The organism is Pseudomonas sp. E1MeOHC2 (assembly GCF_058745025.1).
The window spans coordinates 3,977,637-3,991,974 of record NZ_CP196675.1; the positions used below are offsets into that span (position 1 = coordinate 3,977,637).

Below are 14,338 nucleotides of genomic sequence, written 5' to 3' on the forward strand. Positions count from 1 at the left end.
GGCTGGCCCCTTCGCGGGGCAAGCCCGCTCCCACAGGAACTCCTCTGCCCTAAAGGCCTTGTGCAGTAGCTGTGGGAGTGGGCTTGCCCCGCGAAGAGGCCGGCGCAGGCAAAAAAACCAAAAGGATTGCCCCATGACCAGCACCACCCACACCGACGTGGTCCAACGCCAGTTCGGCGAACAGGCCAGCGCCTACCTCAGCAGCGCCGTACACGCCCAGGGCACCGAGTTCGCCCTGCTGCAAGCCGAACTGGCAGGCAAGGCCGAGGCCCGCGTGCTGGACCTGGGCTGTGGTGCCGGTCACGTCAGTTTCCACGTTGCGCCACTGGTTGCCGAAGTGGTCGCCTACGACCTGTCGCAATCCATGCTCGATGTGGTTGCCAGCGCCGCCGCCGAGCGCGGCCTGGGCAATATCACCACGCAACGAGGCGCCGCCGAACGCCTGCCGTTCGCCGACGCCTCGTTCGACTTCGTCTTCAGCCGCTACTCGGCGCACCACTGGAGCGACCTGGGCCTGGCCCTGCGCGAAGTGCGCCGCGTACTGAAGCCGGGTGGGGTGGCGGCCTTCATCGATGTCATGTCGCCGGGCAGCCCGTTGCTCGACACCTACCTGCAAACCGTCGAGGTGCTGCGCGACACGAGCCACGTGCGTGACTATTCTGCCGCCGAATGGCAGCGCCAGGTCAGCGAAGCCGGCCTGCATGTGCGCAGCCACACCCGGCAGCCGCTGCGCCTGGAGTTTGGCACCTGGGTCGAGCGTATGCGTACCCCCGAACCGATGCGCGTGGCCATTCGCCAATTGCAGCAAGCCATGGGCGAGGAAGTGCGGCAGTATTACCAGATTGAAGCCGATGGTTCGTTCAGCACCGATGTGTTGGTACTGTGGGCCGAGCGCTGAGTTTTGTTCGGTGTGGCCGAGCTGGCCGCACCGCTTGAATGGATAGAGGAAAGCATGAGCAAGCAGATTCTGATTCTCCCAGGTGATGGCATCGGCCCGGAAATCATGGCCGAGGCGGTCAAGGTGCTGGAGCTGGCCAACGACAAGTTCCAGCTCGGCTTCAGCCTGGCGCACGATGTGATCGGTGGCGCGGCCATCGACAAGCACGGCGTGCCGCTGGCCGACGAGACCCTGGAACGTGCGCGTCAGGCCGATGCCGTGCTGCTCGGCGCCGTGGGTGGCCCGAAATGGGACAAGATCGAGCGTGACATCCGCCCTGAGCGCGGCCTGCTGAAAATCCGCTCGCAACTGGGCCTGTTCGCTAACCTGCGCCCGGCCATCCTCTACCCGCAATTGGCCGATGCCTCCTCGCTCAAGCCAGAGATCGTCTCGGGCCTGGATATCCTCATCGTCCGCGAGCTGACCGGTGGTATCTATTTCGGTGCACCACGTGGCCAGCGTGAACTCGAAGGTGGCGAGCGCCAGGCCTACGACACACTGCCCTACAGCGAAAGCGAAGTGCGCCGCATCGCCCGCGTCGGTTTCGACATGGCCCGTGTGCGCGGCAAGAAGCTGTGCTCGGTGGACAAGGCCAACGTCCTGGCTTCCAGCCAGCTGTGGCGCGAAGTGGTCGAAGACGTGGCCAAGGACTACCCGGACGTCGAACTGAGCCACATGTACGTCGACAACGCCGCCATGCAGCTGGTGCGCGCGCCCAAGCAGTTCGACGTGGTCGTGACCGACAACATGTTTGGTGACATCCTGTCGGATGAAGCTTCCATGCTGACCGGTTCCATCGGCATGCTGCCTTCGGCGTCGCTGGATGCCAACAACAAGGGCATGTACGAGCCGTGCCACGGCTCGGCACCGGACATCGCAGGCAAGGGCATCGCCAACCCGCTGGCGACCATCTTGTCGGTGTCGATGATGCTGCGTTACAGCTTCAACCAGCACGCTGCCGCCGAGGCCATCGAGCAAGCCGTCAGCCTGGTGCTGGACCAAGGGTTGCGCACCGGTGACATCTGGTCGGCTGGCTGCGACAAAGTAGGCACGCAGGAAATGGGCGACGCAGTAGTCGCAGCGCTGCGGAATCTGTAATCTCTCTGGCCCGCCACCGTTTTTGGTCGGTGGCGGCCCACTTTTAGCAAAGGTGTAGTTGCGATGAAACGTGTAGGTCTGATCGGTTGGCGCGGTATGGTCGGTTCCGTGCTCATGCAGCGGATGCTGGAGGAGCAGGATTTCGACCTTATCGAGCCGGTGTTCTTCACCACCTCCAATGTCGGTGGCCAAGGCCCGAACGTGGGCAAGGATACGGGTCCGCTCAAGGACGCTTATTCGATTGAAGAACTCAAGACCCTCGACGTGATCCTGACCTGCCAGGGCGGCGACTACACCAACGAGGTCTTCCCCAAGCTGCGCGAAGCCGGCTGGCAGGGTTACTGGATCGATGCCGCCTCGTCCCTGCGCATGCAGGATGACGCAGTGATCATCCTCGATCCGGTCAACCGCAAGGTCATCGACCAGCAGCTCGATGCCGGTACCAAGAACTACATTGGCGGCAACTGCACGGTCAGCCTGATGCTGATGGGCCTGGGCGGTCTGTTCGAAGCCGGCCTGGTTGAGTGGATGAGTGCCATGACCTATCAGGCGGCCTCCGGTGCCGGCGCGCAGAACATGCGTGAGCTGATCAAGCAGATGGGCGCTACCCACGCGGCCGTGGCCGATGACCTGGCCAACCCGGCCAGCGCCATTCTCGACATCGACCGCAAGGTTGCCGAGGCCATGCGTGGCGAAGCCTTCCCCACCGAGAACTTCGGCGTGCCGCTGGCCGGCAGCCTGATTCCGTGGATCGACAAGGAGCTGCCGAACGGGCAGAGCCGTGAAGAGTGGAAGGCCCAGGCCGAGACCAACAAGATCCTCGGTCGTTTCAAGAGCCCGATCCCGGTCGACGGTATCTGCGTGCGCATTGGCGCCATGCGTTGCCACAGCCAGGCGCTGACCATCAAGCTGAACAAGGATGTGCCGCTCGCCGACATCGAAGGCATGATCAGCCAGCACAACCCGTGGGTGAAACTGGTGCCGAACCAGCGTGAGATCAGCATGCAAGAGCTGACCCCGACCAAGGTTACCGGCACCTTGAACATTCCGGTGGGCCGTCTGCGCAAGCTGAACATGGGTTCGCACTACCTGGGCGCGTTCACCGTGGGTGACCAGCTGCTGTGGGGTGCCGCCGAGCCGCTGCGCCGCATGCTACGGATTCTGCTGGAGCGTTGATCGCTCTGGTTTAATCGAAAACCCGCGCGGGTGACTGCGCGGGTTTTTTTATGCCTGCCAATCTTCAGAGCAGCATTAGCCTCACGCGTGAGAAGCCGTTCTGACGGCCTTTGCGTCGGCTGCGTTGGCCACGCCTGAGCAATGCGAGTAAAGTGCCGCTCCCGTTTCGCCTGAGGCAGCCCGCAGCATGAACCCTTCTATCGATATCGCCGTCGTCGGCGCCACCGGCAGCGTCGGTGAAACCCTTGTACAGATTCTCGAAGAACTGGCGTTCCCGGTCGCCACCTTGCACCTTTTGGCCAGCATGGAATCTGCGGGCAGCAGCGTGATGTTTGCCGGCAAGAAGCTCAAGGTTCGCGAAGTGGACAGCTTCGATTTCGCCCAGGTCAAACTGGCGTTCTTCGCCGCTGGCGCCGCGGTCAGCCGCAGCTTCGCCAGCAAGGCCCTGCAGGCTGGCTGCACGGTCATCGACCTGTCCGCCGGCCTGGACGATGCCCTTGCCCTGGTCCCTGAGGCCAACGCCGAACGCCTTGCCGGCCTGGCGCTGCCCGCGCGCATTGCCAGCCCCAGTTCCGCCGCCGTCGCGCTGGCCGTTGCGCTGGCGCCGCTCAAAGGCCTGCTGGACATCGAACGGGTCCAGGTGATGGCCTCGCTGGCGGTTTCGGCGCAGGGGCGCGAAGCGGTCAGCGAGCTGGCCCGCCAGACCGCCGAGCTGCTCAACGCCCGCCCACTTGAGCCGCGCTTCTTTGACCGCCAGGTAGCCTTCAACCTGCTGGCCCAGGTCGGCGCCGCCGACGAACAGGGCCATACCGCGCTGGAGCGGCGCCTGGTCAGCGAGTTGCGGGTGCTGCTTGGCCAGCCTGAACTGAAGATTTCCGTGAGCTGCGTTCAAGTACCAGTGTTTTTCGGCGATAGCTTCAGTGTGGCTGTGCAAAGCCGTCGCCCGGTCGACCTGGCAGCGGTCAATCAGGCCCTTGAGTCTGCCGACAGTGTCGAACTGGTGGAACGCGACGATTATCCGACGCCGGTTGGTGACGCAGTGGGCCAAGACGTGGTCTATGTTGGTCGTGTACGCCATGGTGTCGATGAAGACCAGCAGCTCAACCTCTGGCTGACCACCGACAACCTGCGCAAAGGCGCCGCGCTCAATGCTGTGCAGGTGGCGCAATTGTTGATTAAACACATGCCGTAAAAGATACTGCGAGCACTTTTGTCCTGCTCTGCATGCAGGTTTCGGGACGATTCATACAAGGGAAGAGGTCATGCTTCGAATTCGCAAACTGGTTCTGGCCATGGCGGCTGCCTCGGCGCTGTCGTCGGGCATGGCCAATGCGTTGGGCTTGGGGGAGCTGACCCTTAAGTCGGCACAGAATCAGCCGCTGGACGCCGAGATCGAATTGCTCGACGTACGCGACCTCACTGCCGCCGAAGTGGCGCCGAGCCTGGCGCCGCCGGAAGAGTTCAGCAAGGCGGGGGTAGCCTTTCCAACTTACCTCGAAGACCTGACGTTCACGCCGGTGATCAACCCCAACGGCAAGAGCGTGCTGCGCGTCACGTCCAGCCAACCGCTGCCGGGGTCCGTAGTCAAGTTCCTGGTGCAGGTGATGTGGCCGCAGGGGCGGCTGCTGCGTGACTACAGCGTGCTGCTTGACCAGGCCAAGGCTCAGGGCAAGCAACCTGCGGCGGCCAATGTCGCACCGGCTGTGACGGGCGCGAGCAACTACACCACCCAGCGTCGCGACACCTTGTGGCAAATTGCTGCGCGCAACAGCCAGGGCGGCTCGATTCAGCAAACCATGATCGCGATCCAGGCGTTGAACCCGGACGCTTTCATTGGCAACAACATCAACCAGTTGAAGGTTGGCCAGGTACTGCGCCTGCCCGATCAGCAACAGATCCAGAACATTGCCCAGGGCGAGGCGGTTCGCGACGTGGCCGAGCAGTATGCGGCCTGGCGTGAAGGCCGGCGCCTGGGGCCGCGTGCCCGCCAGCTCGACGCCACCCGCCGCGGTGCCGCCGAGGCGGCGCCGGAGCGCATTGCCCAAGGTGACAACCTGCGCCTGGTCAGCCCCGGCAACCGGGCGGGTGCTGGGCAGGCCAAGGCGCTCAACGACAAGCTGGCCGTGGCCCAGGAAAGCCTCGACACCAGCCGCCGCGACAACGATGAGCTCAAGAGCCGCATGGCCGACCTGCAGAGCCAGCTGGATAAGCTGCAGCGTCTGATCGCGTTGAAAAACGACCAACTGGCCCGGCTTGAAGCCCAGGGCGCAGCCGGCAAGGCAGCGGTCGCCGCTGCACTGCCAGGCGAGCCTGCGCCGGCTAAACCTGCGGCAAATGCTCAGCCTGTGGTGAAGCCTGCGCCGGCCGCCAAGGCGGCACCCGCCGCCCAGCCGCGTGGCACCTTTGACGATGTGCTCGGCAACCCCTGGCTGCTGTGGCTGATCGCAGGGTCTACGTTCCTCGTGCTACTGCTTTTGCTGGTGTTGCTGATGCGCAAGCGCAAGGCCCAGGAAGAGGCAGAGAAACACCTGCGCATGGCGCGGGCCTTGGCTGAAGAAGAGCCGGTCGAGGGGCTGGAGATGGCCTCCGACAGCTTTGAAGGGCTGGAGGTCTCGGCGCCGAGCGTAACGCTGTCGCCAGCAGTAGTCGCGGCCTCTGCCGCCGCCGCCGCTGCCGCGGAAAAAACCGCAGCGCCGGTCGGCGACACAGAGCCTCAGCCAGATGCCACCGCCGCGCTGTTGGCGGAAGTCGAGCAGAGCCTGGAGAGTGGTCGTCTGAATCATGCCGCCGAGTTGCTCGAAACAGCGCTCGCTGCAGAACCCGGTCGTGACGCGCTGCGCCTGAAGCTGATGGAAGTGTATGCCCGCCAGGGTGATCACAGTGCTTTCGTCGAGCAGGAGCGCGTCCTGCCGGCCACCGAGCACAACGCCACGCAGGTCGAGGAGCTCAAAGGGCGCTACCCAGCCATGCTGGGTGTGGCCGCCGCCGGTGTGGGCGCGGCAGCGCTGGCTGCTCAGATGGATGAGCAGTACGTGCAGGGCCTGCTGCAGGATCAGCCTGAGGCACCGGTGGTTGAAGACATCGTTGCCGAGGAAGTGGCAGAGCAAGCGCCTGAGGCCGAGCCAGAAGTTGAACCAGAGTTGCAGGATGAGCCCGACACTGTCGCAGAGGCAGAACCCGAGCTGGATGACATCCCCGAGTCTGAAATCGACGCCTTCACCGAGGTTCCGTCGCTTGATGAGTCGGACTTGGACAACGCCTTCGATCTGAGCCTGGGTGAAGACCTGCCCGGCGAAGATCCGCTGGCAGCACCGCTGCTGGACGAGCCAGTCGAGCCAGTATTGGACGAGGCTGTGCTGGATGAACCGGTACTGGATGAACCCGTACTGGACGATGTGCAGGTAGAGGAACAGCCGGCAGCCGTGGAGGCTGAGCTGCAAGCCGAAGCTGAAGTCGAAGCAGAAGCAGAAGCAGAAGCAGAAGCAGAAGCAGAAGCAGAAGCAGAAGCAGAAGCAGAAGCAGAAGCAGAAGCAGAAGCAGAAGCAGAAGCAGAAGCAGAAGCAGATGCCGATTTCGAGGCGATGCTGGCGCAGGCTGAGCCACAGCCGGTGGCGGGCCTGGACGATTTCGACCTTGATGTCAGCGAGCCGGTTGCCCCGGCTGTCGCCGAAGAGGCGCCGGTAGATGTCGCCGCTGAACTGGCAGCCTTCGACAGCGTGCCGGAGTTCGAGCCGATCACCGAGCTCGACCTGCCGTCGGATTTCGATCTGTCGCTGTCGCTGGAAGACGATTCGCCGGCTGCCAAGAGCTTCGCTTCGGAGCTGGAGGACGTCAACGCGGAACTGGACAAGCTGTCGCAGAACCTCGAATCGCCTTCGCTGGAACCGCACTTCACCACTGAAGATGCAGTTGCGCAGCCCGAACCCGAGCCTCTGGACGACCTGGACTTCGACTTCTTCTCTGGCAGTGATGAAGTGGCCACCAAGCTCGATCTGGCGCGTGCCTACATTGACATGGGTGATCACCAGGGGGCGCGGGACATCCTTGATGAAGTGGTCAAGGACGGTGACGGGGCCCAGCGTCAGGAAGCCGAGACGATGCTGTCGCGGCTGATCTGATCCGGGTTCACAACGCGTTGTCGCCGGCTTGCCGGCGATAGGCCCCATACCGCAGTACCCACAACGGCAGCCCAACAGGGCTGCCGTTGTCGTTATAATCCCGCCATTGCGTATTCATCACAGGTTTCATGCTCTTGGACATCATCGACATCGCCGCCGAATCTGCGGCTGAAGGCTACTCTCGCATCGCCCTGGGCGTGGAATACAAAGGCTCGCGCTATCGCGGCTGGCAGCGCCAGGCCAGCGGTGTGCCCAGTGTCCAGCAAGCCCTCGAGCAGGCGTTGTCGAAGGTGGCGAACGAGCCCATCACCGTGATCTGCGCCGGGCGCACCGATGCCGGGGTGCACGGCTGCGGGCAGATCGTGCACTTCGATACCCGCGCCATACGCGACGAGCGCGCCTGGACCCTGGGTACCAATTTCAACCTGCCTCACGACATCAGCGTGGTCTGGTCGCGCCCGATGCCGGCGGACTTCCATGCCCGCTTCAAGGCCACGGCCCGGCGTTACCGCTACGTTATCTACAACGACCCGATCCGCCCTGCGCATCTGGCCGAGGAAGTGACCTGGAACCACCGTCCGCTGGATGTCGAGCGCATGGCCGAAGCGGCCGGGTTTCTGCTGGGTACCCACGATTTCAGCGCCTTCCGCGCCAGCCAGTGCCAGGCCAAGTCGCCGATCAAGCACATCCATCACCTGCGCGTCACCCGCCATGGCCAGATGATCGTGCTGGACGTACGTGCCACGGCGTTCCTGCACCACATGGTGCGTAACATCGCCGGTGTATTGATGACCATCGGCGCTGGCGAGCGCCCAGCGAGCTGGGCGCGGGAAGTGCTGGAGGGGCGTAACCGTCGCGAAGGCGGAGTGACCGCGCACCCGTATGGCTTGTACCTGGTGCAGGTGGAATACCCCGACGCCTTCCAACTGCCCCAGCGTTACATCGGCCCACACTTTTTGACCGGCTATGAGGCATTGGCTGACTGACGGACGAAAAGTCATTTGCTAACATCCGGCCTTTCACCGAAACAGCAGGGTACGCAGTCCATGAGCAACGTTCGCAGCAAGATCTGCGGGATTACCCGCATCGAAGACGCGCTGGCTGCCGCCGAGGCGGGGGCCGATGCCATCGGCTTGGTTTTCTATGCCAAGAGCCCGCGTGCCGTGGACGTGCACCAGGCCCGCGCGATCATTGCCCAGCTGCCGCCGTTCGTGACCACCGTCGGGCTGTTCGTCAACGCTTCGCGGTGCGAGCTGAACGAGATCCTCGAAGTGGTTCCACTGGACCTGCTACAGTTCCACGGCGACGAAACCCCGCAAGACTGTGAAGGTTACCATCGCCCCTGGATCAAGGCCCTGCGAGTGCGCCCCGGCGACGACCTGGAAGCGGCCTGCAGGCTTTATGCCGGCGCCCGGGGTATTTTGCTGGACACCTACGTACCCGGCGTGCCCGGGGGCACGGGTGAGGCCTTTGACTGGTCACTGGTGCCGGCCCGTCTGAGCAAGCCGATCATCCTTGCCGGTGGGCTGAATGCGCAAAATGTCGGCCAGGCCATCGCCCAGGTGCGGCCTTATGCGGTGGATGTCAGCGGCGGTGTGGAGCAGGCCAAGGGCATCAAGGATGCGGCGAAAATCGAGGCCTTCATGCGTGCGGTGAAGCAGGCGTGACGGTGGATGTGACGGTTGGCGGCGCACCATCGTCCATAGCTATCGCAGCCCCTGCGGGGCGCCCGTCGATGCGGTGGGCGAACAACACATTAACGGTGGAGCGGCGCGCAGGAAGCCCCGGCGGCCGGTCCATCATCGTTTCATAAAAGATTTTGAGCTCAAGGGCAGGGCAGGCCGGTCACGCTGGCCCCCGCTCGCCGATACTGGAGAAAGAAAGCATGAGCAACTGGTTAGTCGACAAACTGATCCCTTCGATCATGCGTTCCGAGGTGAAAAAGAGCTCGGTGCCTGAAGGCCTGTGGCACAAGTGCCCGGCTTGCGAGGCCGTGCTGTATCGTCCGGAGCTGGAAAAAACCCTGGATGTCTGCCCCAAGTGCAACCACCACATGCGCATCGGCGCACGTGCGCGTATCGACATCTTCCTCGACGCCGAAGGCCGTGCCGAACTGGGCGCCGAGCTGGAGCCGGTCGACCGCCTGAAGTTCCGCGATGGCAAGAAGTACAAGGACCGCCTCACCGGTGCGCAGAAGCAGACCGGCGAGAAAGACGCACTGATTTCCATGAGCGGTACCCTGATGGGCATGCCGATCGTGGTCAGCGCGTTCGAGTTCTCCTTCATGGGCGGTTCCATGGGTGCCATCGTCGGTGAGCGTTTCGTTCGCGCCGCCAACTACGCCCTGGAAAACCGCTGCCCGATGGTCTGTTTCTCGGCCTCCGGCGGTGCGCGCATGCAGGAAGCGCTGATCTCGCTGATGCAGATGGCGAAGACGTCGGCCGTGCTGGCGCGCCTGCGTGAAGAAGGCATCCCGTTCATCTCGGTGCTGACCGACCCGGTCTACGGCGGCGTTTCTGCCAGCCTGGCGATGCTGGGCGACGTCATCGTCGGCGAGCCCAAGGCGCTGATTGGCTTTGCCGGCCCACGCGTGATCGAGCAGACCGTACGCGAGAAGCTGCCAGAAGGCTTCCAGCGCAGCGAGTTCCTGCTGGAGCATGGCGCCATCGACCTGATCATCTCCCGTGGCGAGCTGCGCCCACGTCTGGCCCGCCTGCTGGCGCAGATGACCGGCCAGGACACCCCAGAGCAGGCGCTTGAGGCGGCTGCGGTCGCGTGATGAAACAACGATCCCTGGGCGAATGGCTCGCCTACCTCGAGCAGTTGCACCCATCGGCCATCGACATGGGCCTGGAGCGTTCGCAGAACGTGCTTGCCCGCCTGGCGCTGGGCAAGCTGGCACCGCGCGTGGTGACCGTCACCGGCACTAACGGCAAAGGGTCCACCTGCGCCTTCGTCGCGGCGATGCTGCGAGCCCAGGGGCTCAAGGTTGGCGTGTACAGCTCGCCGCACCTGTTGCGTTACAACGAGCGGGTGCTCATCGACGGCCATGAGGCCAGTGATGAGCGCCTGTGCGAAGCCTTCGCCGCCGTCGAGGCGGCACGGGGCGACATTTCTCTGACCTATTTCGAGATGGGCACCCTGGCGGCGTTCTGGTTGTTCTACCAGTCGAAGCTGGATGCGGTGGTGCTCGAAGTGGGGCTCGGTGGCCGTCTGGACACCGTGAACGTGGTGGATGCCGACCTGGCCCTGGTGACCAGCATCGGCGTCGACCATGTCGATTATCTAGGTGATACCCGTGAACTGGTCGCCTTCGAGAAGGCTGGCATCTTCCGCGCCGGCAAGCCGGCGCTGTGTGGCGACCTCGACCCGCCGCAGCCTTTGCTCGACAAGGCGCAAGAACTGGCGGCGCCGTTGTTCTTGCGTGGGCGTGACTTCGACCTGGAAAGCACGGGTGAAGCCTGGCACTGGCGTGGGACCACAGCCGAGGGTAGGCCAGTGGAGCTGCGCGATCTGCCGTTGCTCGACCTGCCCATGGAAAACGCCACCCTGGCGTTGCAGGCCTACCTGTTGTCGGGCCTGCCCTGGGATGCCGGGCAAATTCGTCAGGCGCTGCTCGCTACCCACATCACTGGCCGCCTTGACCGCCGCCTGCTGCACTGGCAGGGCAAGCCCGTTGAACTGCTGCTGGATGTGGGGCACAACCCGCATGCGGCGCAGTACCTGGCCCGGCGCCTGGCGGCCCGGCCGCTCAAGGGGCGTCGTCTGGCCGTGTTCGGCCTGCTCGCCGACAAAGACCTGGAGGGTGTTGTCGCGCCGTTGCAGGGGCTGGTCGATGACTGGGCAGTAGCCCCGCTGGATACCCCACGCAGCCGTCCGGCCGCAGAATTGGCTGATGCCTTGACGAACCTCGGCGCCTCGGTGAAGTCTTATGCCAGTGTCGACGCCGCCCTCGAAGGGCAATGCGCGCAGGCGACGGCGGATGACCAGATCCTGCTGTTCGGTTCGTTTTTCTGTGTCGCCCAGGCCCTGGAGTGGTTGGCGCGGCAGGCCCCGGAGGGTTGAGTAGATGGCAGTGCTGGATAAAGGGATGAAACAGCGCATGGTGGGTGCGTTGGTGCTGGTGGCGCTGGCGGTGATTTTTCTGCCGATGCTGTTCACCCGCGAGGACGAGATGCGCCAGGTACAGGTCGAAGCTCCGCAGGCGCCGGCCATGCCGACCCTGCCTGAGGTGCAGGTAGAGCCGGTTGCCGTGCCGGAACCCCAGGTTATCCCGGAGGAGCCTCAGCAGCCACCGGTGGTGATTGACGAGTCTACCGCGCCAGCCAGCACGCCTAGCCAGCCGATTACGCCATCCCCGCAGACCCAGCCCCAGGCTGCCAAGTCGCCAGCACCCGCCCCGGCGGCAAAGGTTGAAACCAAGCCCGCCGCTGCCCCCACGCCTGCTGTCGCGGCTGCCAAACCCGTGGCGCCGTCGAAGATCGACGTCAATGGGCTACCGGTCAGTTGGTCCATCCAGCTGGCCAGTCTGTCCAACCGGGCTGGGGCAGAAAGCCTGCAGCAGACCTTGCGTAGCCAGGGCTACAACGCCTATATCCGCTCTGCGGGCGGTATGAACCGGGTGTACGTCGGGCCGTTGATCGAGCGCGCCGAGGCCGAGCGTGTGCGTGATGCGATCAATCGCAAGCACAGCCTCAAGGGCTTTGTGGTGCGCTTCCAGCCCGAACGCGGCTAATAGCGCTGCCTTTGTGTAGGAACGGCCTTGCCGGGGCGCCGGACCGGTCGGAAAGGGCCGCTCCTACAGGTATCGCGCAGTTGCTAATCCCCCCGACATTCCGCTTACCCCCAGCCCGCTGCTCTGGTAAAATGCGCCGCCTCAAACGTCTGCAGGCAGCACCGTGGCATTTACCTGGGTTGATTGGGCGATCATCGCGATCATCGCCGTCTCCACACTGATCAGTCTCAAGCGCGGCTTCGTCAAGGAAGCCTTGTCCTTGCTCATCTGGATCATTGCCGGTGCGGTTGCCTGGATGTTCGGTGGCTCGCTCTCGGTGTATCTTGAAAGCTATATCCAGACACCGTCGATGCGTACCATCGCCGGTTGCGCCATTCTGTTCGTCGCCACCCTGCTGGTGGGGGCCATGGTCAATTTCCTTGTCGGTGAGCTGATCCGCGTGACCGGGCTGTCCGGCACTGATCGTTTTCTCGGCATGGCCTTCGGCGCCGCGCGTGGGGCCTTGCTGGTGGTGGTGGCCGTCGGGCTGCTTAGCCTGGGGCCGGTTCAACAAGACACCTGGTGGCAGGAATCACGCCTGATACCACAATTTCTCTTGGTCGCTGACTGGTCGAAAAACCTGATTCTGGGTTTCTCCAGCCAGTGGATGTCCAGTGGGGTGATCAGCACACCGGCTGATCTCCCGTTCAAGGAACAGTTGCTCGGGCCCGCAAAGCCCTGAGCGCTATTCACTCAAGTTTCGTCAAAGTAGGGGTTGCGTCGCATGTGTGGCATCGTCGGTATCGTCGGTAAGTCGAACGTCAATCAGGCGCTGTATGACGCGCTTACGGTCCTCCAGCACCGCGGCCAGGACGCTGCCGGTATCGTGACCAGCCATGACGGCCGGTTGTTCCTGCGCAAGGATAATGGCCTGGTGCGCGATGTGTTCCAGCAGCGCCACATGCAGCGCCTGGTTGGCCACATGGGCATTGGTCACGTGCGCTACCCGACTGCGGGCAGTTCGACCTCGGCCGAAGCCCAGCCGTTCTACGTCAACTCGCCTTACGGCATCACCCTGGCGCACAACGGCAACCTGACCAACGTCGAGCAGTTGGCCAAGGAAATCTACGAATCCGACCTGCGCCACGTCAACACCAATTCCGATTCGGAAGTGCTGCTGAACGTGTTCGCCCACGAACTGGCTGTACGCGGCAAGCTGCAGCCGACCGAAGAAGACGTGTTCGCCGCGGTTTCTCACGTGCACAGCCGTTGTGTCGGGGGTTATGCGGTGGTGGCGATGGTCACCGGCTACGGCATCGTCGGTTTCCGTGACCCGAACGGTATTCGCCCGGTGGTGTTCGGCCAGCGTCACACTGACGAAGGCGTGGAATACATGATCGCCTCCGAAAGCGTGGCCCTGGACGTGCTCGGCTTCACCCTGATCCGCGACCTGGCACCGGGTGAAGCGGTGTACATCACCGAAGAAGGCCAGCTGTACACCAAGCAGTGTGCACAAAACCCGAAGCTGCAGCCGTGCATCTTCGAGCACGTCTACCTGGCCCGCCCTGACTCGATCATCGACGGCGTCTCGGTGTACAAGGCGCGTCTGCGCATGGGTGAGAAGCTCGCCGAAAAGATCATGCGCGAGCGCCCGGAGCACGACATCGATGTGGTCATCCCGATCCCGGACACCAGCCGCACCGCTGCGCTTGAGCTGGCCAACCGCCTGGGCGTGAAGTTCCGCGAGGGCTTCGTCAAGAACCGCTACATCGGCCGTACCTTCATCATGCCCGGCCAGGCTGCACGCAAGAAGTCGGTACGCCAGAAGCTCAACGCCATCGAGCTGGAATTCCGCGGCAAGAACGTGATGCTGGTGGACGACTCGATCGTGCGCGGTACCACCTGCAAGCAAATCATCCAGATGGCCCGCGAAGCTGGCGCGAAAAACGTCTACTTCTGCTCCGCGGCCCCTGCGGTGCGTTACCCCAACGTCTACGGCATCGACATGCCGAGCGCTCACGAACTGATCGCCCACAACCGTACCACCGAACAGGTGGCCGAGTTGATCGGCGCCGACTGGCTGATCTACCAGGACCTGCCGGACCTGATCGAATCGGTCGGTGGCGGCAAGATCAAGATCGAGCACTTCGATTGCGCGGTGTTCAATGGTGAATACGTCACCGGCGACATCGACGAAGCCTACCTCGAGCGTATCGAGCAGGCACGTAATGACCTGGCGAAGGTGAAGACCCAGGCGGTCAGCGCGATCATCGACCTCTACAACAACTGATTAGG

The 14,338-nt window shown here is 63.5% G+C and carries 12 protein-coding genes; all 12 read left to right on the forward strand.

Annotated elements, in window-relative coordinates:
- The first annotated feature begins 133 nt into the window (after window positions 1–133).
- The 12 genes from ACSSU5_RS18070 (at window position 134) to purF (ending at window position 14,333) form a co-directional block, all read left to right on the forward strand.
- Complete coding sequence (locus ACSSU5_RS18070) at window positions 134–898, forward strand: class I SAM-dependent methyltransferase (protein ID WP_264309688.1); 765 nt, start codon at window positions 134–136, stop codon at window positions 896–898.
- Window positions 899–952: 54 nt separating this feature from the next.
- A complete protein-coding gene (leuB, locus tag ACSSU5_RS18075) occupies window positions 953–2,035 on the forward strand; it encodes a 3-isopropylmalate dehydrogenase (protein ID WP_264309687.1) in 1,083 nt (360 codons plus the stop codon).
- 63 nt (window positions 2,036–2,098) lie between these two features.
- Window positions 2,099–3,211, forward strand: coding sequence for an aspartate-semialdehyde dehydrogenase (gene asd / locus ACSSU5_RS18080; protein WP_264309686.1), 1,113 nt, complete (start codon window positions 2,099–2,101; stop codon window positions 3,209–3,211).
- A gap of 187 nt (window positions 3,212–3,398) precedes the next feature.
- On the forward strand, window positions 3,399–4,403 hold the full coding sequence (locus ACSSU5_RS18085; protein WP_264309685.1) for an aspartate-semialdehyde dehydrogenase: 1,005 nt from the start codon (window positions 3,399–3,401) through the stop codon (window positions 4,401–4,403).
- Between the two features lie 70 nt (window positions 4,404–4,473).
- Window positions 4,474–7,329, forward strand: a complete 2,856-nt coding sequence (locus ACSSU5_RS18090; RefSeq protein ID WP_492559427.1) for a motility hub landmark protein FimV — start codon at window positions 4,474–4,476, stop codon at window positions 7,327–7,329.
- A gap of 128 nt (window positions 7,330–7,457) precedes the next feature.
- Window positions 7,458–8,315 (forward strand): tRNA pseudouridine(38-40) synthase TruA, encoded by an 858-nt coding sequence (truA, locus tag ACSSU5_RS18095; protein ID WP_492559428.1) that lies wholly within the window; start codon window positions 7,458–7,460, stop codon window positions 8,313–8,315.
- Window positions 8,316–8,375: 60 nt separating this feature from the next.
- The gene (locus ACSSU5_RS18100) at window positions 8,376–8,996 is read left to right on the forward strand and encodes a phosphoribosylanthranilate isomerase (RefSeq protein WP_264309682.1); all 621 of its coding nucleotides are present in this window, start codon (window positions 8,376–8,378) and stop codon (window positions 8,994–8,996) included.
- 218 nt (window positions 8,997–9,214) lie between these two features.
- Entirely contained in the window at window positions 9,215–10,108 is an 894-nt protein-coding gene (gene accD / locus ACSSU5_RS18105; protein ID WP_264309681.1) for an acetyl-CoA carboxylase, carboxyltransferase subunit beta, read from the forward strand.
- Window positions 10,108–11,394 (forward strand): bifunctional tetrahydrofolate synthase/dihydrofolate synthase, encoded by a 1,287-nt coding sequence (gene folC / locus ACSSU5_RS18110; RefSeq protein ID WP_492559429.1) that lies wholly within the window; start codon window positions 10,108–10,110, stop codon window positions 11,392–11,394. Before accD ends, folC begins: the two co-directional genes overlap by 1 nt.
- Before the next feature lie 4 nt (window positions 11,395–11,398).
- A complete protein-coding gene (locus tag ACSSU5_RS18115; RefSeq protein WP_492559430.1) occupies window positions 11,399–12,064 on the forward strand; it encodes an SPOR domain-containing protein in 666 nt (221 codons plus the stop codon).
- 163 nt (window positions 12,065–12,227) lie between these two features.
- Window positions 12,228–12,785, forward strand: coding sequence for a CvpA family protein (locus ACSSU5_RS18120; protein ID WP_264309678.1), 558 nt, complete (start codon window positions 12,228–12,230; stop codon window positions 12,783–12,785).
- A 42-nt stretch (window positions 12,786–12,827) separates the two neighbouring features.
- Complete coding sequence (gene purF / locus ACSSU5_RS18125) at window positions 12,828–14,333, forward strand: amidophosphoribosyltransferase (RefSeq protein ID WP_264309677.1); 1,506 nt, start codon at window positions 12,828–12,830, stop codon at window positions 14,331–14,333.
- Window positions 14,334–14,338 lie beyond the last annotated feature (5 nt).